The sequence below is a fragment of the Xanthomarina sp. F1114 genome (genome assembly GCF_026410255.1).
Lineage (GTDB): Bacteria > Bacteroidota > Bacteroidia > Flavobacteriales > Flavobacteriaceae > Xanthomarina.
Map to the genome: position 1 here is coordinate 1 of NZ_JAPMLL010000002.1, position 22,967 is coordinate 22,967.

The 22,967-nt window shown below is 35.4% G+C and carries 12 protein-coding genes and 1 tRNA gene; 7 read left to right on the forward strand and 6 right to left on the reverse strand.

The window, feature by feature from the left end:
• A partial coding sequence (locus tag OS188_RS01370; RefSeq protein WP_267147020.1) for a PKD domain-containing protein occupies positions 1 to 9,395 on the reverse strand: 9,395 nt, incomplete at its 3' end.
• Positions 9,396 to 9,790: 395 nt separating this feature from the next.
• On the opposite strand from OS188_RS01370, the gene OS188_RS01375 reads away from it, so the two are divergent.
• From OS188_RS01375 to OS188_RS01385, 3 genes are all read left to right on the forward strand, one after another.
• Positions 9,791 to 10,360, forward strand: a complete 570-nt coding sequence (locus OS188_RS01375) for a GNAT family N-acetyltransferase (protein WP_267147021.1) — start codon at positions 9,791 to 9,793, stop codon at positions 10,358 to 10,360.
• Between the two features lie 76 nt (positions 10,361 to 10,436).
• A complete protein-coding gene (locus tag OS188_RS01380; protein WP_267147022.1) occupies positions 10,437 to 10,997 on the forward strand; it encodes a hypothetical protein in 561 nt (186 codons plus the stop codon).
• Between the two features lie 134 nt (positions 10,998 to 11,131).
• Entirely contained in the window at positions 11,132 to 12,247 is a 1,116-nt protein-coding gene (locus tag OS188_RS01385) for a DUF2914 domain-containing protein (RefSeq protein ID WP_267147023.1), read from the forward strand.
• A gap of 135 nt (positions 12,248 to 12,382) precedes the next feature.
• Here the strand turns inward: OS188_RS01385 and OS188_RS01390 are convergent, their stop codons facing one another.
• Positions 12,383 to 14,482, reverse strand: coding sequence for an amino acid carrier protein (locus OS188_RS01390; RefSeq protein WP_267147024.1), 2,100 nt, complete (start codon positions 14,480 to 14,482; stop codon positions 12,383 to 12,385).
• Between the two features lie 394 nt (positions 14,483 to 14,876).
• Positions 14,877 to 16,472: an FMN-binding glutamate synthase family protein gene (locus OS188_RS01395; RefSeq protein ID WP_267147025.1), complete on the reverse strand. Its 1,596-nt coding sequence runs from the start codon at positions 16,470 to 16,472 to the stop codon at positions 14,877 to 14,879.
• A gap of 524 nt (positions 16,473 to 16,996) precedes the next feature.
• Between OS188_RS01395 and OS188_RS01400 the strand changes: the two genes are divergently transcribed.
• The 4 genes from OS188_RS01400 to OS188_RS01415 all read left to right on the forward strand — a co-directional run bounded on the left by OS188_RS01400 (position 16,997) and on the right by OS188_RS01415 (position 21,567).
• Positions 16,997 to 18,193: a di-heme oxidoredictase family protein gene (locus OS188_RS01400; protein WP_267147026.1), complete on the forward strand. Its 1,197-nt coding sequence runs from the start codon at positions 16,997 to 16,999 to the stop codon at positions 18,191 to 18,193.
• A gap of 11 nt (positions 18,194 to 18,204) precedes the next feature.
• A complete protein-coding gene (locus OS188_RS01405) occupies positions 18,205 to 18,645 on the forward strand; it encodes a QcrA and Rieske domain-containing protein (RefSeq protein WP_267147027.1) in 441 nt (146 codons plus the stop codon).
• Entirely contained in the window at positions 18,617 to 19,858 is a 1,242-nt protein-coding gene (locus tag OS188_RS01410) for a hypothetical protein (protein ID WP_267147028.1), read from the forward strand. Before OS188_RS01405 ends, OS188_RS01410 begins: the two co-directional genes overlap by 29 nt.
• A gap of 329 nt (positions 19,859 to 20,187) precedes the next feature.
• Complete coding sequence (locus tag OS188_RS01415) at positions 20,188 to 21,567, forward strand: phage tail sheath family protein (RefSeq protein ID WP_267147029.1); 1,380 nt, start codon at positions 20,188 to 20,190, stop codon at positions 21,565 to 21,567.
• Positions 21,568 to 21,693: 126 nt separating this feature from the next.
• On the opposite strand, the gene OS188_RS01420 is transcribed toward OS188_RS01415, so the two are convergent.
• The 3 genes from OS188_RS01420 to OS188_RS01430 form a co-directional block, all read right to left on the reverse strand.
• Positions 21,694 to 21,766, reverse strand: a tRNA-Met gene (locus tag OS188_RS01420).
• Between the two features lie 119 nt (positions 21,767 to 21,885).
• Positions 21,886 to 22,068, reverse strand: coding sequence for a CPXCG motif-containing cysteine-rich protein (locus OS188_RS01425; RefSeq protein ID WP_267147030.1), 183 nt, complete (start codon positions 22,066 to 22,068; stop codon positions 21,886 to 21,888).
• A 65-nt stretch (positions 22,069 to 22,133) separates the two neighbouring features.
• A complete protein-coding gene (locus tag OS188_RS01430; protein ID WP_267147031.1) occupies positions 22,134 to 22,955 on the reverse strand; it encodes a leucine-rich repeat domain-containing protein in 822 nt (273 codons plus the stop codon).
• Positions 22,956 to 22,967: the final 12 nt, after the last annotated feature.

Below are 22,967 nucleotides of genomic sequence, written 5' to 3' on the forward strand. Positions count from 1 at the left end.
GCAGTCCAAACTCCTGTTACATTATTATATGTTCCAGATGATGTACTGAAAGACACATAATCAAATCCTGATGGTAATAAATCCACTATCTCTACACCTGTTGCGTCTTGTGGACCATCGTTAGTTACCGAGATTAAGAAAGCGATTTGAGACCCAACTAATGGTGTTGTATTTCCGTTTACTACTTCTTTTGTAAGTGATAAATCGGCTACTAAATCGATAGGTGTTACAAGCACATTGTCTTCGTCATCTTCACTTTGATCGCCATCATCGTTATTTGGAGTTGAATCAATATCTAATACATCTGAAGCAGTAACCTCAGCAATATTTAGATAGTCTCCAGTTTCATTAACAATAACATCAATTAATAAAATTTCTGTGGTTCCAGCAGCTACATTTCCTACGGTCCATAATCCCGTAACTTCGTTATAGACCCCTACAGTAGAGCTATACAATACATACTCAAAGCCAGAAGGTAATAAATCTACTATTTCAACTCCGGTTGCATTATCTGGACCTTGGTTAGTTACTCTAATTTCAAAAGAAATCTGAGATCCAACAAAAGGACTTGTATTATTATTTACTACAGTTTTAGTTAACTCTAAGTCAGCTATTGCAGGAGTAATTGTAATTGTGTCCTGATCATCTTCATTCTCATCGTCATTGTTTGGAGTAGAATCCGGATCGAATTGATCTGAAGCTGTTACTTGGGCTACGTTTGTAAATTCATCTGTTGCACCTGTTGGGGTATTAACTGTAGCTTCATAAGTAAGTACAACTGTACCGTTATTTGCTGGAACTGTTAATCCTGTCCAAGTGGCTGTATTTCCTGTTTGAATTCCTCCGTTGTTTACAGCTGTTAAAGTAAAACCTGATGGTAAGATATCTTCTACCGATACATTGGTTGCAACATCTGGACCTGAATTGGTGACAACTAAAGTAAATATTACTGTATCTCCAACATTTGGTTTTATGTTACTTACACTCTTAATAAGACTTAAATCTGCTTGTTGAATGGTTACATCTGCATTGTCTTCGTCATCTTCACTTTGATCACCATCATCATTATTTGGCGACGAATCTGGATCAAATTGATCGGATGCTGTTACCTGTGCCGTATTTAAATATTCGTTTGCAACACCAGTTGGAGCATTTACAGTTGCGTCAAATGTTAGAGTAACTGTATTTACACCTAAAGGAACGATTAAACCATTCCAATCAATCTGGTTACCTGTTACTACTCCTGTTCCACTGATATTGGTAATATTGCTATAACCCACTGGAACCAGATCTTGTACAGAAACCCCTGTTGCTTCCACAGTACCAGCATTACTCAACGTTATAGTAAAAGCTACTATATCTCCCACATTTGGTCTAGAGTTGCTTACTGTTTTATTAATAGAAAGATCTGAAGTTTGTGGGAGTACGGTGAAGTTGTCTTCGTCATTTTCACTTTGATCACCATCATCATTATTTGGTGTACTGTTTGGATCAAATTGATCGGATGCTGTTACTTGCGCAGTGTTGGTGTATTCTCCTGCAGCTCCTGTAGGTGCATTAACAACAACATCATACGTTAATGTGATACTCGCTCCATTGGTTAAAGTTAAGCCAGTCCAATTAATTTGGTTTCCAGTTAAAGTTCCACCATCACTAATAGTTCCACCAGTAAGTGTATAGCCTATTGGTAAAACATCTGCGATATTAACACCACTAGCGTCGGCTGGGCCATTATTTACAACAGTCACTTCAAAAGTTACTGTATCTCCAATATTAGGAGTGGCACTACTTGTTGCGCTAATCCCTTTTGTTAATTCTAAATCTGCCTGAGCTGGATCGACAATTACAGCATCTTCATCGTCTTCACTTTGATCGCCGTCGTCATTATTTGGTGTTGAATCTGGGTCAAACTGATCGCTAGCCGTAACTTGTACTGTATTCTTGTATTCGTCTACAGTACCAGTTGGGGCATTTACTGTTACTCGGTAACTAACCGTTCTACCAGTTAATGGCACATTAGCTAAATTCCAGGTAATAGTTGTATTTCCTAAGTTGTAAACACCACCGTTATCGATACTACCAGGAATTAAAGTATATCCTATTGGTAGAACATCGGCAATACTTACATTAGTTGCTTCTGAAGGTCCGTCATTTGCTATTGCAATGTTAAACACCAATTCATCACCAACATTAACCAAACCGCCATTAAGATCTGTTACTGTTTTATCTAATGATAAATCTGCTGTTTGAAGAGATACTTCAAAGAAATCCTCATCATCTTCACTTTGATCTCCATCATCGTTGTTTGGTGTAGAATCCGGATCAAACTGGTCTGCATCTGTAACCTGAACAATATTTCTGTATTCGTCTGCAGCACCTGTTGGAGCATTAACTGTTGCTTGGTAGGTTAACACTATATTTCCATTGGCAGGAATAAATAATCCTGACCAATTTGCTGTATTTCCTGTTGCTACTCCACCGCCATTAACGGTTCCTAAGGTATAACCAATTGGTAATATATCTTCTATTGCGACACCTGTTGCATTATCTGGTCCGGCATTAGAAACAATTAATTCAAACACTAAAACATCTCCAACATTTGGAGTCGCATTTCCTGAGACCAAGCCTTTTGAAATACTTAAATCTGCTTGTCCTGGTCCAATTGTAATTGTGTCTTGATCATCTTCATTTGGATCATCATTGTTTGGAGTAGAATCTGGATCGTATTGATCTGATGCTGTTACCTGAGCTGTGTTTACATATTCATTTGGAGCGCCTGTTGGAGCGTTTACTGTAGCTTCATAAGTAAGCACAACTGTACCATTATTTGCTGGAACTGTTAACCCTGTCCAAGTAGCTGTGTTTCCTGTTTGTGTTCCTCCGTTATTTACAACGGTTAATGTCAAGCCTAATGGCAAAATATCTTCAACCGCAACGTTTGTTGCAACGTTAGGTCCTGAGTTAGTAACAACCAATGTAAATATTATTGTACCTCCAACATCTGGGTTGATATTATTTACACTTTTAACAAGACTTAAATCTGCTTGTTGAATAGTTACGTCTGCATTGTCCTCGTCATCTTCACTTTGATTTCCATCATCATTATTTGGTGTAGAATCTGGGTCAAATTGATTGGATGCTGTTACCTGTGCTGTATTTAGGTATTCGTTTGCTACGCCAGTTGGAGCATTAACTGTTGCGTCAAATGTTAGAGTAACCGTATTTATTCCTAAAGGAACGATTAAACCATTCCAATCAACCTGGTTCCCTGTTACTACTCCTGTTCCACTAATATTGGTAATATTACCATAACCAACTGGAACCATATCTTGTACAGAAACTCCAGTTGCTTCCACAGTGCCAGCATTACTCAATGTTATAGTAAAAGTTACAACATCGCCAACATTTGGTTGGTTATTACTTACTGTTTTGTTTAGGGATAAATCTGCCGTCTCTGGTGCTAAAGTAAAGTTATCTTCATCATCTTCACTTTGATCGCCATCATCATTATTTGGTGTTGAATCTGGGTCGAATTGGTCGGATGCTGTTACTTGCGCAATGTTAGTATATTCACCTACTGATCCAGTTGGGGCATTAACTACCACATCATAGGTTAATGTGATACTTGCTCCATTGGCTAAAGTTAAGCCAGTCCAATTTATTTGGTTTCCTGTTAAAGTTCCTCCATCACTAATAGTTCCACCTGTAAGCATGTAACCTATTGGTAAAATATCTGCAATATTAACACCAGTAGCATTGGATGGGCCATTATTTACTAAAGTCAATTCAAAAGTAACTGTTTCTCCTATATTAGGGGTTGCACTACTTGTAGCACTAATATTTTTAGAAAGTTCTAGATCTGATTCTTCAATTACAAAGGTTACTGCGTCTTCATCGTCTTCACTTTGATCGCCGTCGTCATTATTTGGTGTTGAATCTGGGTCATCTAAATCACTAGAAATAACTTGAACCGTGTTTGTATAATTTCCAGAAGCATTTACAACAGCATTATATGTTAATGTTACCGATAGCCCATTTCCAATAGCTAGACCATTCCAAACTATTGAATTATTTCCTACAGAATAAAAACCTGAATTAGAAATTGTTCCTGGAACTAAATCAAAGCCACTAGGAAGTAAATCTTCAATACCTACTCCAGTTGCATTACCAGGACCATTATTTTCGACCAAAACGCTAAAAGTAACTGTATCTCCAACAGAACCAGAAATTGGTAAAACAGATTTAGTTACTTCTAAGTCTGCAAGTTCAAGAATTACTTCGGCGTTATCTTCGTCATCTTCACTTTGATCACCATCATCGTTATTCGGTGTCGAGTTTGGATCAAATTGATCACTAGAAATCACTTCAGCTATATTTACATATTCATCTGTTACTCCTCTCGGAGGGTTTACCGTTACAGTAATATTTAAGACTGCAGGAGTTCCTACTTCAACAGTACCAATGTTCCAGATTCCTGAAGCTGAATTATAAGTTCCAGCTGAATCATCACTTTGATACGTATAACCACTTGGCAACTGATCTAAAACTTGAACATTTGTGGCAGAATCTGGACCAGCATTAGAAACAGTTAAGGTGAAAGTTACTGAATCTCCAACGCTAACTTCTGTAGAAGACACTGTTTTTTCAAGTGATAAGTCTGCTGCTTCGAAAGAAACTTCAGCAGAATCTTCATCATCTTCACTTTGGGTTCCATCATCATTATCCGGAATACTATCTGGGTCTAAATTAGCGCTAGCAGTAACCTGAGCTACGTTAACATAAGGTCCGGTTGCGTTAATGGTTGCATTAAAAGTTAAGTTTAATGTGTCCCCATTATTTATACTTAGGTTAGCCCAAGTTAACGTTTGAGAAGCCAGGTCGAAAGTACCACCATTAGAAACTGATCCAGGTACAAGCGAATAACCTACAGGCATTACATCTTGAACTGTAACACCAGTGGCGTCCGAATTAGTTGCACTAGCGTCATTATTAAAAACAGATATTGTAAAAGTAACTATATCTCCAATATTAACATTTGTAGGCGAAACGCTTTTTGTTAATTCTAAATCTGAAACAGGTAATATTGTTATTGTTACTTGGTCTGCTGCTACACTACAGGATCCATTAGATACAGTCCATTGAAAGATATATGTTCCAACAGTTGTTCCTGCAACTGATGTAGTTGGGTTATTTACGTCGATAAAATTCGCCGTATTTGGTCCTGAAATCTGAGTCCAGGTTCCTTCTCCAGATGTAGCAGGTGCTGCCGCTAGAGTTACTGTTGAATATTCAGGCAACGATTGGTCTGGACCAGCATAAGCCGTAACTGGATCTGAATAGATAACAATTTGCATACTATCAGACGTTGTACATCCTCCACCTGTAGCAGTCCAAGTAAATTCATGAACTCCTGGAGTAAGACCTAAAACCAAACTGTTTGGGTTATTAGGAGATGCAATCACTGCAGAACTCGAATTTGTTACTGTCCATGTTCCAGTTCCTATACTTAATGGAGTAGCTGCTAGAAAAGCTTGAGTAGAATCGCAGTATTCTTGATCTGGACCTGCAATAGCCTGAGATGGCGGCACTCCTGTAAAGGTTAAGACAACCGAATCGGATTGAGGTGCACACAAAGATGGGGAGCTAAATGCGCCATTGGATACTGTCCATGTTAAAATATAAACATCGTCAATACCATCATTCCCAACATCGTCTGGGATGTTAGATAAAGTAGTTTGCGGATTGTTTGGACTATCAATAACCACTACCCCACCTGAAGGATCGTCTCCAGGATTAGCAAAAGACCATTGTCCTAACCCAACTGTTGGGGCTGTTGCATTAAGCTGTGTATTTAATTGACAAGCCATAGATTGATCTGGACCTGCATTAACAGGGCCAGGAGCTGCAAAAACTTCAACTCTTACAATATCGGCATCGTCCGTACAAAATTCACTTTCAAAATTTAACTCAAAAACATAAATACCAGGAACAGTTAAGCCGGTTACATCGGTGGTTACGTTATTTATTGGAGTTGTAAAACCAATGGTTGCGCCACCAGGCTGTGCCAATAATCTCCATTGGGATGTAACATCAGCTGGGATTGCTGCATTTCCTGCTGTTAACGTAACTGTTGTAGTATCGGCATTACAAATAGTTTGGTCTGGTCCAGCATCGGCATCTTCACTTGGACCGTCTGAAATTGTTATTGTTGTTTGTTCAGAATTATTACAAGCTGCTCCTGCTCCGGAGTAATCTGTTGTAAACTCATAAACATAAACACTTCCGGCATCTACTGGAGCATTCGCCGTATTACTATTACTAGGCGATTGACTTGGTGCATAAGGCGCAATGGTAGCAGGGTTTGTATTACCATCTACAGATACTATTGTCCATGTTCCAGTTGTACCTGCTGTTGCTTCTAAGAAAACACTTGAAACTTCACATAGTTCTTGGTCTCCAATTGGCTCTACAGGTGCAAAAACATCTACTGTAACATCGGCTGAGCTATTAGGACAAATTGGCGAACCACTAACTGTTGTCCATCTAAAAACATAAGATCCCGTAGTTAAGCCAGTAATATTTATTGAATTATTTCCTGGATTATCAATTGTTGGAGAATTAGGTCCTGAAACAACAGTCCAAGCTCCCGTTTCTGCATTTGGATTCAATAAAGGATCTGCAACAAGAGTTGTATTAGTTTCTGCACACAAAACTTGGTCTCCTCCTGGAATAACTGCAGGTGTTGCAGGAATCCCTACTTCAATAACAACTTGATCGGGAGTTCCTGAAACCACGCAATTTCCGTATGCTATCTCCCATTCAAAAACATAGATTCCATCTAATAAATCTGTAAATGTTGCAGTTGGGCTATTAATATCGTCTACCGTATAACCTCCCAAGCCAGAAACTAAGTTCCAAGTTCCTACGCCTCCAAAAGGTTCAGGATCGGTTGCATCCATTGTAAACGACATAAGTGCTGGATCTAAGCATAAGGCCTGATCTGGTCCAGCTGCTACATTTGCACCCGTATCGGCTACAACAACTTCAACAGTATCCGTAGTGGCATCACATCCATTTGGCGCTGGGGCAGTATAAGCTATTTCCCATTGAAATTCATATTGTCCAATTACTAAACCAGTAACTTCTGAGGTTGGACTATTCGGATCTGTAAAACTAACAGCAGACGGACCTGATATTTGTGTCCATGTTCCTGTTTCGTCTATATCAGGTGTACTTCCAGCCATATTAGAAATGGTTGTAGTTCCCGATGCAAAACAAGTATCTTCTCCAGCATTAGCTATAGAAGGCGACTCGTCTGCTGTTGTAGTTATAGTAACATCATCTGTTGCTGCTGGTCCACAGTTTACATAATCATTTAAAATAGACCAAGTTAAAGTATATACTGTTGATGGTGAAGAAAACCCAGTTGCAATGGCATTTGGATCGTTTATATCTGAAAATACAATGCCAGGGTCTGAAGCTGTCCATGTTCCTGTTTGACTGTCTCGAGGTGTATTAGCGGACAATTGTACTGGTCCATTGTAACAAATAATTTGATCTGCACCAGCTATAGCAGGCTCATTACTTAAAGGTGACACAAAAATACTTGTATCTGAAGTTGCATAAGGCCTACAGCTTATTCCTGAAGAAACTGTGTATCTAAAAACATATTCGCCTGGAATAAGTCCAGATAAAGTGGTTGTCTGAGCATAAATATCTCCAATTGTAGCTGTATTTGGTCCTGATACTTGAGACCATACAGATTTCTCACCTAATTGAATAGCACTTCCAGCTAAAGTTCCATCTACCTGCCCACAAACAAACGTTTGATCAGATCCAGCATTAGAACCAGATGTTGGCGTTGAAACAAAAATATTAAGAGATGCATTAGCAACATCACAACCTAATAGTAAATTACCAGAAGCGGTTCTTCTAAAATTAACAGCATAAACTCCTGAAACGTCAAAAACATCAATAACAGCAGTTCCTGTGCTAGAGCCCCCTAAATTAACATAATCTGTAGGAAATGTTAAGGCAGAATCTGCTGGTCCACTTACAATACTGAACTCGGTTCTATTCCCTCCTGTACTACTATATGGCACTTCAATAGAAGTTCTTCCACATAGACCAATAATGTCTCTCCCAGAATTTACATCAATACTCACCGGGGTTACGCTATATCTAATATTAACAGTAGCTGTAGTTAAACATCCTGTTATTGTATTTGTTATTGTGTATCTAAATTGATAAGAGTTAGGAGAAGAAAGACCGGTTACCTGGGTTGTACTACTTGTAGGACTAACTATTGTAGCACTAGGACCAGATATTTGTTCCCATAATACAGATTCATTAGTAAAATCTGGGGTGGAACCAATTAAAGTTGTTTCGCTGATTGAAGCATCACAAAAACGTTGATTATCGTTAGTTATCACGGCTTGAGTAACATCTTGAGTTGCTGGTGGCACAGTAACTGTAACCGTATCTGTTCCCGTAACACAAGGTCCTGCTACACTCCATCTAAAAACATAAACTCCTTCTACTAAACCACTAACTCCAGTAGAATTATTATTTGGATCTGCAATATTTGGGTTTGAAGGCCCGCTAACAAAAGTCCAGGTTCCAACTTGACCATTAATATTATTACCTCCAAAAGAACCATTTAAAGTGGTACTTTCATTTACGGTATAACAATTTGATAAAACCTGGTCCGCACCGGCATATACAGGTTGAATCCCACCATAATTAGTTACTGTAATTTCTGAAATAGATTCGCAAAAACGCCCTGGAGCATATTCGGCCCCAATAATTGTCCAAGCAAGCGTAGTGCTCCCTGCAGATCCTTGAGGTAATGATATAGTTGAAGTTGGAGAGTTTGGCTGATTAATTACAACTCCTGCACTATTATCTCCTAGAATGGACCATTGTCCAACTTCACCTGAATTAGCTGGCGTATTAGCACTAATAATTAAGGAGCCCGAACTATCTGGGCAGGAAGACACATCTAATCCTGCATCTGCAATTGTTATAGGTTCCACCGTAAAAGTTACGGTTTGAGCAGGTCTTGCTCCATTAAAACAAACTGCTGATAATTCAAACACATAAGTGTTTCCACCAGAGAAACCTGTAATAACAGGGTTGTCAATTGTAGGATCACTAATTATTACAGAAGGCCCGGAAATTTGAGTCCAAATTGGTCCCTCTGCGTAAGAGTCTGGCGTATTACCATCTAACTGAAAAGAATCGTATGCACAAATAGATTGATCAAGTCCAGCATTTATTGTACAAGATTGCGCGTTTACAGAATTAATTTTAAAAAGCAAAATAAGAACTAAAAACACAAGTGTTTTTAAACCATTCCAATTAATTCCATTTTTGGTTAAGTAATTTTTGTTCATGAAATATATTTTAAGAGCTGTTTTTTGAGATTACAAAAATAGAAATACTTCCTATTTTCTTAAATTTATCAGAAAATTAATATTTTATTTAGTCAAAATACAAATATCACCGATGAATAACACTTCTTTTTGTGTTTTAAAAAGTTTATTTTCAAATATTTATATAGCTTTAATGAAAACTAAACTTAAAATAATATTAATTACCTTTTACGTCCTGTATTTTTTATTAGCAATGCTTTTTTTATGCTTAAATTTAAGTTTTAATTGCTTAAATTTCTATTCATTTGTGTAACATAAACACTTTTTAATATCAGTCTATTTATTTAAATAAAGAATAATTTCTATATCGCAATTATTCCTGTCGATTGCCAACATAAACTCTCATATAAAAAAATATGATTCAAACTAGAATTGGAAGAAAGGAAGATATAAATGGGATTCTCAGTCTTCAAGAAAAATATCTATTCAAAAACCTTAATAAGATAGAACGACAAGAAGGTTTTGTAACAACTCCATTTACTGCTAACCAAATTGAAGAAATAATAGAACAAAATGGAGTATTTATTTCCTTAAACGAAAAGAATAAGCTTATTGCATATGCTTTTGCTGGAAGTTGGACCTATTTTGAGCAATGGGAGATTTTCAATTTTATGGTCTCACGCTTTCCTAAATTATCCTTTCATGGACAAAAAATTACCACAGAGAACAGCTTTCAATATGGCCCCGTTTGCATTGACAAAAAGTATAGAGGAAAAGGATTATTAAATTTAATTTTTGAAGAAATGAGAGTTGAATTCCTAAAAAAGCATCCTATTTCTATAACATTTATAAACAAAGTGAATGTTATTTCTGAAAAAGCACACACCAAAAAGTTGGGCTGGGAAATTATAGATGAATTTGAATTTAATAACAACTCCTATATTGCACTTGCTTTTAATATGACGCATTCTGTATTAATGTTGTAAATTGTTATAAGTGTTATCAAATTTTTGTTTATTTTTATTTGACTGCGCTTTTAACTCCAAATCCTTCAAAAAAATCATGAAAACCAGATATATAACTTTTGTATTGTTATTTACTATAATGTCTTTACTTGCTCAGAATATTCCTTTTAACCAGAATCCAAAATACACATCTAAACTAAACCCAAATTATAATTCGAACATAAGTCCAAAATACAATTCTCAAATAAACCCTAAGTATAATTCTAATTTAAACCCTAAATATAATTCAAGTCTAAACCCTAATTATACGTCCAGTATCGATCCTAGGTATACATCAGGATTAGACCCAAAATACAATTCAAAAATCAACCCAAAATATCAATTAAATTTAGACCCAAGATATGCTTCATGGGAAGGAAAACATTTATTTAATGAATTAGCAGAGGTTTTAGGTATTCTTGTTTATGCCAATTCAAGAATTTATTTATTTTATGACATAGATGGCGAATGGATTGGCTACTTTGTTCGAGCAAAAACCAACTACAACCTATTTAATCTAGATGGAGAATGGACGGGGCAGTATTTATGCTCAGATTCTGAAGGTGGTTATAACCTCTTTGAAGAAGATGGAGAATGGACTGAAAATTTTGTAAAGTAACGTCCTTCTTATAAAAACAGTGATTCCAGACGCAGTTTAATAAAACCAGAGTTATTTAAAACGAAAAACAATATAGTTCACTATCAATTCCAAGCTTTTTTTATAATTTACCACACAATATCTTCTAAAAACGTATGAAAAGAACATTGGTTAGAGTTCGAAATAGTAGATTTCTAAAATTCATAAGAAAGAATGAAAAATATGCACCTATCATTTTTTTTATTGGTGGTTTTATTTTCGATTCCTTAACCTTAGGTCGGATAGATCGGGTATATGATTTAACCGTATTATGTTTACACATGACCTTTTTAACTATTACATTATACATCTACAATCTAGTAGATGACGGTAAATGGAAAAACACAATACTTGATAGATATAAGGAATATTTACCCCTTGCAATTCAGTTTTTCTTTGGCGGACTTTCTAGTGCTTATGTTATTTATTTTTCAAGAAGTGTCTCGCTTTCCAAAACCATTACTTTCTTTATTATTCTATTGGCTTTACTTTTTGCCAACGAAATACTTAAAAAACGAATTTCTAATAAGTATTTACAATTTGGAGTTTACTTTTTTATCAGCTTTACTTTTTTCACCTTTATGATTCCCGTTTTCATCAAAGAAATGAATACGACTATTTTTATTTTTTCGGGCTTAATAAGTTTAGTAATTACGTTACTTTTAATAAGTATTATTTATATAAAAAGTCCCAGTACACGTGCGGAAATCCGTATTACAAAAATGATTGGAATTATAATTACCATGTATGCAACCATTAATTTATTCTATTTTTTCAATCTTATTCCACCAGTGCCACTTGCGTTAGATGTCGGAATTGTAGCTCATAACGTTGAAAAAAATAACAATACTTATACAGTTAGTTATGAACGCGATGACTGGTATGTATTTTGGCGCGATCATAGAATTAAATATATTCATCAACCCAATGAAAGTATTTATATTTTCACTTCCATATTTGCACCAACCGAAATTAAAAAACCCATATTACATCGTTGGAAATGGTATAACAATAACACAGGCAATTGGGATATAATTGAAGATATTGGTTATGAAATTACTGGAGGTAGAAATGCCGGATTCCGAGGTTATACCTTTAAAAATAATATAAAACCAGGCCTGTGGAAAGTAGATGTTATTACTGAAGAAGAGTTAGTAATTGGCGTTGTTGATTTTGAGGTAATTGTGAATAACGAGCTGCATCCTAAAAGAGTAATTGAAAGAAGGTTTTAATATTTCCTTATAAAACAATTCTACAAGAGCTAGACACAATAATTACTTCTCTTTTCGGTTAAATAAAACCATCTAATTACATAGTTCTTATGATGATGAATATTCACCCCATCGCGTATTTCTTTTTAAGAAAGTCTATTCTTTAGATTTAAGAAATTTAGGATTTATATACAGTTTGCCATCTTTTAGTTTCTGCCAGTAAACCTTCATATCTGCATTTATTTCAGGAGCCATAATGTACAATCCTATAATATTTGGGAAAGACATAGCTAAGATCATCATATCGGCAAAACTTAATACAGCCCCTAAACTTACAGAAGCACCCAACACCACAAAACCTAAGTACATTAGTTTATAAACCAATTCAAGTTTCTTACTTCTTCCAAAAAGGTAACTCCAAGAACGCATGCCATAGTAAGACCAGGAAACCATGGTGGAAAAAGCAAATAGAAATACAGCTATGGCTAATACTACTGGAAACCAAGTAACAACGCTACCAAAGGCGTCAGCTGTTAATTCCACTCCTCCTAATCCACTACTGGTTACATGTTTGCCTGTAAATATTAAAACTAAAGCAGTCATGGTACAAACCAGCATGGTATCTATAAATGGCTCTACTAAAGAAGTAAAACCATCTGCAATAGGATAATTAGTTTTAGAAGCACTATGGGCAATTGCAGCAGAACCAACTCCTGCTTCACTAGAAAAAGCAGCCCGTTGCAGACCTATAATCAGTACTCCAATAAACCCTCCTTTTAAAGCTTCAGCAGAGAAAGCTCCGTCAACAATAGCAAGCAAAGCACCGCCAAGATATTCAAGATGATGACCTATAACCACTAAACAGCCTAGCACATATAAAATAGCCATAACAGGAACTACTTTTGCAGTTACATTAGCAATACTTTTAATTCCCCCAATAATGACTGCTCCTACCAGAGCTGCAAAACCAATTCCGAACCAGAATCCCTGACCTTGTAAAACTGGAATTTGTTCTGATACTATTTTAAAAGCTTGATTAGATTGCAACATATTACCACCTCCAAAAGATGCTCCTACTCCAAGAACAGCAAAAAGTATAGCTAAGAATTTCCCCAAACGCTTTAGATTTCTTTTTTCTAAACCATAACGTAAATAATTCATAGGTCCACCAAAGATGCGTCCTTCTTTATCAATAAATCGGTATTTTACTCCCAAAGTACATTCGGCAAATTTTAAAGACATTCCGAAGAACCCTGCAAGAAACATCCAAAAAGTAGCTCCTGCACCACCTAAAGATATTGCAACAGCAACCCCTGCAATATTCCCTAATCCCACTGTAGCCGATACAGCAGTAGCCATAGCCTGAAAATGCGTTATAGTTCCAGGTGCATTTGGATCGTCGTATTTCCCTCTTGCTAAATCTATGGAATGTCGGAAACCACGAATATTTACAAATTTTAGACGCAGAGTAAAAAATATACTTCCAAGAATAAGCCAAACAACAATAAATGGAATGGTATTCTTTTTAATATCTCCATTGGGATGTAAGAGAGGTTGAGGAGAATCGAATTCAATTAGTCCTAATACAGGAGCTTTATAAGAACCTATTTCAGGCATTCTAGAAATTGTACTTCCTTTTTCTGATACCTGTTCTAAAACACCATCAGCTGGAGCATAAATAGGCAATTCTATGTTATTATTACTTTCTAGCAATGCAAGCTTCTCTCCTTGTTTAACTTGTTCTCCTTCGGCTACTAACCATTTTTTTACCTGGTATTCCTCATTCGTTTTCACATCGCTTGTTTGCAGCGTAATATCTCTATGAGAGGCATAAACAACGGGGTCGTATACACCCAGAGTAGCAAAAGCATCCCAAAACAGAACAGCTCCTAACACATCTACAGCTGGCTGCACTTTACTATTAAAAATTTCGGTAATTGATTTTGCCGGGATAGTAAATTCCTTAGTAATTGTATTTCCTGAAGCATCACTAACAACAACAGAGTGCTCCATACCTTCAATCAACCCAACCGATTCTACTGAATCTATGGAGGTATTTACATTACTCCATTTGTACTCATATGGTGCTGTACCTCCTTCTACCTGAATAATTGCAACTCCATTATTTATTTCGGAGGACGGATTTATTAGTTCCAAGTTTACAACCATTTCACCGGTGGATTGAGCTTGAGCTATAGCATTAGTAAAAGTAAAGAGTAACAGTGCCCAAAAGGCAAAACATCTGGTATTTATCATCTAAAAATTAAGAATTCGCAATTTATAAATTGAAAAATCACAATTTAGTGATAAACATAGGTCCTCCCAAGATAATCAAGCTCTTTTTTATAAAAGGATTGGAAACCAAATATAAGTCAGGCAGTTTAAGCTGCTTGTTTATTTATATTGCATAAAGCACTCTTCTGTTAACCAAGCGCATGGATATACATCCCTATTTAAAAACCTGGACGAAACTGCTTATTACTAAAAATAATAGGTTGTAGGTTTCTATTTCTTAATATAGATGAATATCAATTTACAATTAGAGCTAATTTATATTAGTGTTTAAAAAATAAACCCCTCGAAAACCCATAATTAGGATCAGTTCGAAGGGTATTTTTATATTAGAAAATATATTATTTTATCTAATTGTTTATGGGTGAACTCCCCAGCGCGTTTTATCAGCAAACATAAAATCCATTTTATATTTCTCTGGAATATTACCGTTAAGCATGCATCCTGGTTTGATAGATGGGAAAAGTTCTTCGTAAGTAATCATATCATTAAAAGAAATACGACGATAAATATGAGAACGTGTTAAATTATCCGATTCATCTAAACCGGTAGCCCCTAGGAGTTCAACGAAATTTTTCAAGGTTTTTTCATGATACTTAGCCACTCGAACTTTTTTATCTTCAGGAACTAATCCAACGGTTAAACTTGGATCCTGAGTTGTTATTCCTGTAGGACATTTATTTGTATTACATAGTAAAGCTTGAATACAACCTAATGCCAACATCATAGATCGAGCTTGATAACATCCATCTGCACCTAAAGCAATAGCACGAGCTACGTGAAAAGCAGAGCTTATTTTACCCGAAGCAATAATCTTAATATGTTGTCTAATACCCATACCTCTTAGTATGTTGTGCACAAAATCAAGACCGTCTATTAAAGGAGCTCCTACATAATTACTAAACTCTGGTGGCGCAGCACCAGTTCCTCCTTCCCCTCCATCTACAGCAATATAATCTGGATATATATCTAAATCCACCATGGCCTGACATATGGATATAAACTCACTTTTATAACCAATACATAATTTAAATCCAACTGGTTTTCCACCCGATAAATCTCTCAAAGTTTTAATAAACTTCACCATTTCTACTGGGGTATCAAAAGCCGAATGAAAAGGAGGTGACGATACTTTAACATGAGGTTTAATATGTCGGATTCTAGCAATTTCTTCTGAGTTTTTTTCGGCTGGTAGAATACCACCATGCCCCGGTTTAGCACCTTGAGAAATTTTAAGTTCTATCATTTTAACATGTGGATGTTTCGCTTTTTCTGCAAAAAGTTCTGGATTAAACTTTCCATCTTCGGTTCTACACCCAAAATAAGCTGTTCCAATTTGCCATATCAAATCTCCGCCATGCTTTAAATGGTAGTCACTCAACCCACCTTCTCCTGTATTATGAGCAAAATTTCCAATTTTAGCACCTCCATTCAGAGACTCAACGGCAGCAGCACTAAGAGCACCAAAACTCATAGCAGAAATATTTAAAATACTGGCAGAGTAAGGCTGTGCACAATCTTTATTACCAATCATTATTCGAGGATCATGATTTAAGGTATCAAACGCTTTTGGAGCTATTGAGTGACATATCCATTCATAGCCCTCATCGTAGACGTCTAATTGTGTTCCAAAAGGAATTGTATCCCTTACGTCTTTTGCTCTTTGATAAACCGTGGAGCGATCTACTCTATTAAATGGACGACCATCAATATCAGATTCAATAAAGTACTGATACATTTTAGGACGTAATTCTTCTAATACAAAACGCAGTCGTCCAAACACAGGGTAATTTCGCATAATAGTATGCTTAGTTTGGAAAATATCATAATATCCTAAGACAGTAAATATTAATACAATTCCAAAAAGCACATACCAGTTTGGACTTACATACAAGCTTAAAGCAAGTGTTATCAACAATAAAATAGTTGATATAACATAAAATTGAATACGCATAATAGTGGTTTTACCAAATTAAAAGCTACATCTCAAAACATCAACATAGCTATTTATAAACTTAAATACTTAATAACTAACAACTTGAGTTTACTCATTAATTTGTGCAAATTACATTATAATTTGAAATAAGCCTAAAATTCAAGTTAAAGAAATAGAAGTGTATTTATAAAAGTATTTCTAAGGTTATTTGAAGGTTTCACGCTTATAAAAGCAACTAACTTTTACCATAAGAAAGGTTTTATCTCTTATTAACGTAAACCAATTTTACTAAAACATTCAGATACTAAATATACGAATTAGAGCTACTCCCTGTCAAATATTTTTTCTAAAAAAAATAATTTCAAACCCCCTCTTTAAGAAAGAATTTTTATTAAAAACCTACCACATACTGCTAATTGCATTCTAAATCCCTCACTTTCAACACCGTCATACAAGGTTGTTCTAATTTTATTTTTAGACTAGACTAAAAATATATTTGTGTAATTGTATATAATGTTTAGTTTTGTCTAAAACTATTAAAAATGAGAATGAATATTTATTTATTAGCTAGTCTATTACTCTTTCCATTACTTTTTTCTTGCGAGGTCTTAGGTCCTGCAGAGCCTGAAGACTACGAATTATTAGATGGTCCAGTAGAAGATTTAACCATGGCGGAGATAAAGCGATTTATTGAAGGAGATGTTGCCTTTAATGATCAAATATTTACCGTTGAAACAGGATTAGGACCTATTTTTACCGGAACTAGCTGTGTTAGTTGCCATGCTGGAGATGGTAAAGGACATCCTTTTGTTAAGTTTACACGCTTTGGACAATCCTTCCCAGGAGTTAATAATTATTTAAACCAGGGTGGACCACAACTACAAAATAAAGCTATTCCAGGCTACGAACCTGAAATTCTACCATCTGGTGCGCCACATTCAAGTTTAGTCGCTCCCATTGTTACAGGTCTAGGGTTCTTAGACGCTGTTAGCGACCAGGATATTATTGACATGTCTGATCCAGACGATTTAGATGGCGATGGTATTAGTGGACGTGTACATTGGAACACGCGCCCAGATTATGTTAGCGATCGTCCAGGAACCATAACTTTAGATGGAAAATACATTAGTCGTTTTGGAAAAAAAGCAAGAGTCTATGATCTCTTACATCAAACAGCAGATGCCTATAATCAAGATATTGGGATTACATCTTATTTTGAACCATATGATACCTATAGTGGAGACAAACTTAATCCGGAAATTGATAGGCAAACTATTAGTGATGTTGTTTTCTACTTAAAAACTCTAAAAGCGCCAATCCCTAGAGATCAAGATAATCCGGATGTCATAGCCGGAAAAGCTTTATTTCAAAATATTCAATGTGCAAGTTGCCACAAACCAACATTAGAAACGGGATACTCTCCAATAGAAGCTATTTCATTTAAGGAGTTCCATCCATATACAGATTTACTTTTACACGATATGGGACCCGAGCTCGACGATGGCTACACAGAAGGTTACGCATATTCTAACGAATGGAGAACAGCTCCATTATGGGGAATTGGATTATCTAAAGATTCACAAGGTGGTCAGTATTATTTGCTTCACGATGGAAGAGCAAGAAGTATAGAAGAGGCTATTTTATATCACGGAGGGGAAGCTGAGAATTCCAAAAACATGTATCAGGGCTTAGATCAAAATGAAAAAAGCCAACTTTTAAAATTTATCGAATCTCTGTAACAACTTCACTAATGAATAGAAAAAAATTTATAAAAACTTGTGGAATTGCTTTCGTAGGTCTCCCTTTTGCTTCAGCACTGTTAACATCTTGCGAAAGTATTTATTACGCCACAAATAGCATTCAAAACAATAAAATTATTGTACCTCTTTCAGAATTTGAGATTCCTAAAAAAAACTCAACAGCATATAGAAATTTTGTAATGGTTAAAACTTCCAATCAGGATTTTCCCATTTGCCTTTATAAAACTGGTGAGAATCAATACACCGCTTCATTAATGAAATGTACACATCGAGGCTGTGAACTTAATGTGGGAGGTGGAATATATAGCTGCCCTTGCCATGGAAGTGAATTCGACACAAAAGGTGGTTTATTAGAAGGCCCAGCAGATCAAGACTTAAAAACATTCAAAACACTTATTAAAAATGAAAACATTCACATTGAAATATCTTAAAATTAATCTCATAATTCTTGGAACATTCTGCTTTAGCTCCACATTTTCTCAAGAAAATGAAGAGCTTATTACCAACAAGAACAATGAGAAAGCAGAATTAAATATGGATGCCGTTTTTAATAGACCAACATTAGGATTCGATAAAATTCCTGTTACTCTTGGAGGTTATCTGGAAGCAAATACCATGTATAGAATAGAAGAAGGAATTACTGAAGGCTTGTCTTTCCAAGCCAGAAGGTTAACTATATTTATGGCAGCATCCATTTCTGATCGCATTAAATTTTTAACTGAAATAGAATTCGAAGATGGTGGTAAGGAAGTTGCAATTGAATTTGCTGCTTTAGATGTGGCTTTTCATCCTTTATTCAACTTTCGGGGAGGAATTGTTATGAATCCTATAGGTGCTTTTAACGAAAACCATGACGGTCCAAAATGGGAGTTTGTAGAGCGCCCAGATGTTTCGGTAAATATGCTGGCTGCAACCCAGTCTAATGCTGGTTTTGGAGCTTACGGAAAAACCTACTCTGGGAATTGGATTTTTGGTTATGAAGCGTATTTAACAAATGGATTTAACAGTAAAATTATCTCTAATGAGCAGGATAAAACCTATTTACCTGCCTATAAAGAGGGAGAGGATATATTTGAAGATAATTTTAGCGGAAAAGCTATGTTTTCGGGAAAATTAGCCATAAAAAACCGAAATATTGGAGAAATCGGACTATCATATATGGGAGGTGTTTATAACAAGTTTGAAGACGATGATGAAGAAGTTGAAGATAAAGCGAGAGTTGATGTTTTGGCAATAGATTGGAACACCACCATCAGGGCTACAGGAACATATATTGTTGGAGAAGCTGCCTGGGTATGGGTTCAAACACCAGATACATACACTCAACAATATGGAAATAAGCAACAGGGAGTTTTTATGGATATTGTGCAACCTGCTTATAAACGCAAAATTTTTGAATGGGAGGACGCTACCTTCAACCTAGCTGTTAGATTTGATTATGTCGATTGGAACGTGGGAAAATTTACAGAAACAAACACAAATATTGGAGATCAAATTATAGCAATAACTCCTGCACTTAGTTTTAGACCTACCCCAAAAACAGTATTTAGAATTAACTACAGATACGAATGGCAAAAAGACATTCTTAATAATCCTGCAGAAAAAGCTGCAACCTGGTATTTGGGCTTTAGCAGTTATTTTTAATCAGCAATATTTAGATAATAGAGCTAATTAGAAATCTTCAAAAAAAAAAAAAACACAACAAGATTTAATTTTTATTGAATAATAACTAATACATCAGAGTAACTTCTGATGTTTTAGTTTTAAAGAATTTTTCCTTCACAGATATGTAATTATTTTTTCTCAGAATTACTCCACCCACAACACAACACACTAACTAACAGTAAGATATATTCATTCTACACAAATTATTTATTAGATTTATAGAATATAACCTCGAAATGTCGAGGAAATTCATTTTTAAATTAAATTGATTAAATACAATCAGTTAAGATAAATAAAGGCACTATTTTATGGCAAAACATACAACTCCTGGTATTTATACTCAAGATCATTCAAATTTCCCACCTTCCATTGTTCCGGTTGAAACGGCAATTCCCGTTTTTATAGGTTATACAGAAAAAGCTAGATTAGAAGAAGACGGAGATTTATTGAACGTCCCTAAAAGGGTAACTTCAATAAAAGAATATATACAACATTTTGGAACAGCATATCCAGAAAAGGGAATAACAATACATGTAGACTCTCAAAAGTCGCCTGAAGAGATAAGTTCTAAAATAACCAACCCTAGTAACTATTTAATGTTTTACTCCTTGCAAGCCTTTTATTTAAATGGCGGAGGGTCTTGTTATATTGTCTCTGTTGGAGATTATAAAGAAGAAGGAATAATTAACCAGGAAGCCTTACTAAATGGATTAGAGAAAGCTGGTGATGAAGGTGAGATTACCCTAATTATTTTTCCGGATGCGATTAATCTAACACTATCAGCAGATTATTATTCTATAATTAAACAGGCATTAAATCAATGCAGCCATCTAAAAGATAGGTTTACTATCTGCGATGTTTATATGCATAACAACTCAAACATCAACGATATAGATGTTTTTAGAAATACCCTTGCAGGTTCCGTAAATGAACTAAAGTATGGAGCAGCTTATTATCCTTATCTTGAAATGCAATTGAATTATTTTTATGAAGACAAGGATATAACTGTCAATAAAAACGGGATAATAACTACCTTGGACACTTTTGAAATAGACGACAACCCTCTTTTCCATAAGCTCAAGGATTCCATTAATACTCTGCCAGTTATTCTCCCTCCTTCTTCTGCATTAGCAGGAGTCTATACAAAGGTTGACAATAACCGAGGTGTGTGGAAAGCTCCAGCAAACATTAATATAGACTTTATCACAAAACCAAGCCTAAACATAACAAACCAAGATCAAGAAACATTAAATGTAGATATCCTCTCTGGAAAATCCATCAATGCTATACGTACATTTTCAGGGCGTGGAACAGCAGTAGTTTGGGGAGCAAGAACGTTGGCAGGAAATAACCACGAATGGCGCTACATTTCTACACGTCGTTTCTTCAATATGGTAGAAGAGTCAGTAAGAAAAGCAACCTATCAATTTGTTTTTGAGCCAAATAAAATGAACACTTGGATTAAAATAAAATCCATGATTAATAACTTTCTAACCCTTCAATGGCGGTCGGGAGCATTATCAGGAGCAAAACCAGAGGAAGCTTTCTTTATTAAAATTGGGATGGGTGAAACAATGACTGAAAACGATATTTTAGAAAATAAACTAATTGTTGAAATTGGGATGGCCATTGTACGTCCGGCTGAGTTTATTGTTTTGAAGTTTATGCAAAACATGCAGGAGAATTAATTATAGCTAAATAAAAGCGTTTCGTATTCATTTTGTACTTCTTGTGCAAGATAATCGAAAATCGTATGCATAAAAAAACGGTTTGACGAAAGCCAAACCGCTGTTTATAATACGATTACAATTTAGTAGCGGGAACTGGACTCGAACCAGTGACCTTCGGGTTATGAGCCCGACGAGCTACCTACTGCTCTATCCCGCGATTTAGTATCCAAAAGTTATTTTAGCTTTTAACCCATTCGCTTCATAATGGCGACATAACTTATTTGGACTGCAAAGATACAATGCTTTTTAGATATAACAAGTATATTTTTAAAAAAATTATTGCTCTATACTTTTCACTTCAAAACAAACTAATAATTGACTCTCGAATTTAATTAAAACTTGTATGGGATTACAGCAAACTTCACAGTCTTCAATATACTCTTGTTCAGACTGCGAGCTATCTAATAACATTGAAACAGTCTCCCAACAATAAGGACATTGAAATAGGTGTTCTTCCATAATTTAAAAATAAAAAAAAGACCATCTTTTTCAGATAGTCTATCAATTTATAAATTAATTAGTGTTTAATCATTGTCTGTAATAACCGTTTCTACATTGAATTCAATAAATTTATTAGGGTGAATTCCCGTTCCGTCTACCAAAGAAACATATTCACGGTCAAAATCATTATCGCTCACCATAAAAGTGCTTAGCTTAGTCAAATCTGTGACTTGATAAGGAACCGATCCAGTTAGCTTGTTACTTGCTAACACCAACTCTTTTAACTCTGTTAATTTACCTATTTCTGAAGGAATTTCGCCAACCAATTTATTGTCTATTAAACTTAAAATTTCCAGTTGTTTTATGTTCTCTATTTGTGTTGGAATAGTTCCAGTCAAATAATTACTTCCTAGCATCAATTCTTTTAAATTCACCAAGTTTCCAATGGAAGTAGGAATCTCGCCAGTTAAACCGTTACTATAAAGTTTTAAAACTTGTAAGTTTTTTAATCCCCCTATTTCGCTAGGTAATTGACCTTCAAATTTATTCATAAATAACTCTAACGAAACTAATGCAGATAGACTACCTATTGAAGAAGGCAACTCCCCTTCTATTTGATTAAACCCAAGATTCATTTTTCTCAAGTTTACTAAATTTCCTATTTCGTGTGGAAGCGTACCTTGAAGATTATTGAAATGTAGATTAATCTCTACAACTTGATTATTTTCTACTGTAACTCCGTACCAAGTTTCAATAGAGTCATTTGTATTCCAAGTGTGATTCCATTGTTCGCCATTTGTAGCATTATAAAGTGCTAAGAGCGCATCTCTCTCGCTGTCAGGTACTTCTGAAAATGAAAAATTAGTTACCAAAAAACAAAAAATTACTAGTGTAAAGTTTCTCATGGTTGTTAGATT

Excerpts from the sequence above, each read along its gene's own strand:
- OS188_RS01375 (WP_267147021.1), top strand. The coding sequence starts at position 9,791 with ATGATTCAAACTAGAATTGGAAGAAAGGAAGATATAAATGGGATTCTC.
- OS188_RS01380 (WP_267147022.1), top strand. The coding sequence starts at position 10,437 with ATGAAAACCAGATATATAACTTTTGTATTGTTATTTACTATAATGTCT.
- OS188_RS01385 (WP_267147023.1), top strand. The coding sequence starts at position 11,132 with ATGAAAAGAACATTGGTTAGAGTTCGAAATAGTAGATTTCTAAAATTC.
- OS188_RS01390 (WP_267147024.1), bottom strand. The coding sequence starts at position 14,482 with ATGATAAATACCAGATGTTTTGCCTTTTGGGCACTGTTACTCTTTACT.
- OS188_RS01395 (WP_267147025.1), bottom strand. The coding sequence starts at position 16,472 with ATGCGTATTCAATTTTATGTTATATCAACTATTTTATTGTTGATAACA.
- OS188_RS01400 (WP_267147026.1), top strand. The coding sequence starts at position 16,997 with ATGAGAATGAATATTTATTTATTAGCTAGTCTATTACTCTTTCCATTA.
- OS188_RS01405 (WP_267147027.1), top strand. The coding sequence starts at position 18,205 with ATGAATAGAAAAAAATTTATAAAAACTTGTGGAATTGCTTTCGTAGGT.
- OS188_RS01410 (WP_267147028.1), top strand. The coding sequence starts at position 18,617 with ATGAAAACATTCACATTGAAATATCTTAAAATTAATCTCATAATTCTT.
- OS188_RS01415 (WP_267147029.1), top strand. The coding sequence starts at position 20,188 with ATGGCAAAACATACAACTCCTGGTATTTATACTCAAGATCATTCAAAT.
- OS188_RS01425 (WP_267147030.1), bottom strand. The coding sequence starts at position 22,068 with ATGGAAGAACACCTATTTCAATGTCCTTATTGTTGGGAGACTGTTTCA.
- OS188_RS01430 (WP_267147031.1), bottom strand. The coding sequence starts at position 22,955 with ATGAGAAACTTTACACTAGTAATTTTTTGTTTTTTGGTAACTAATTTT.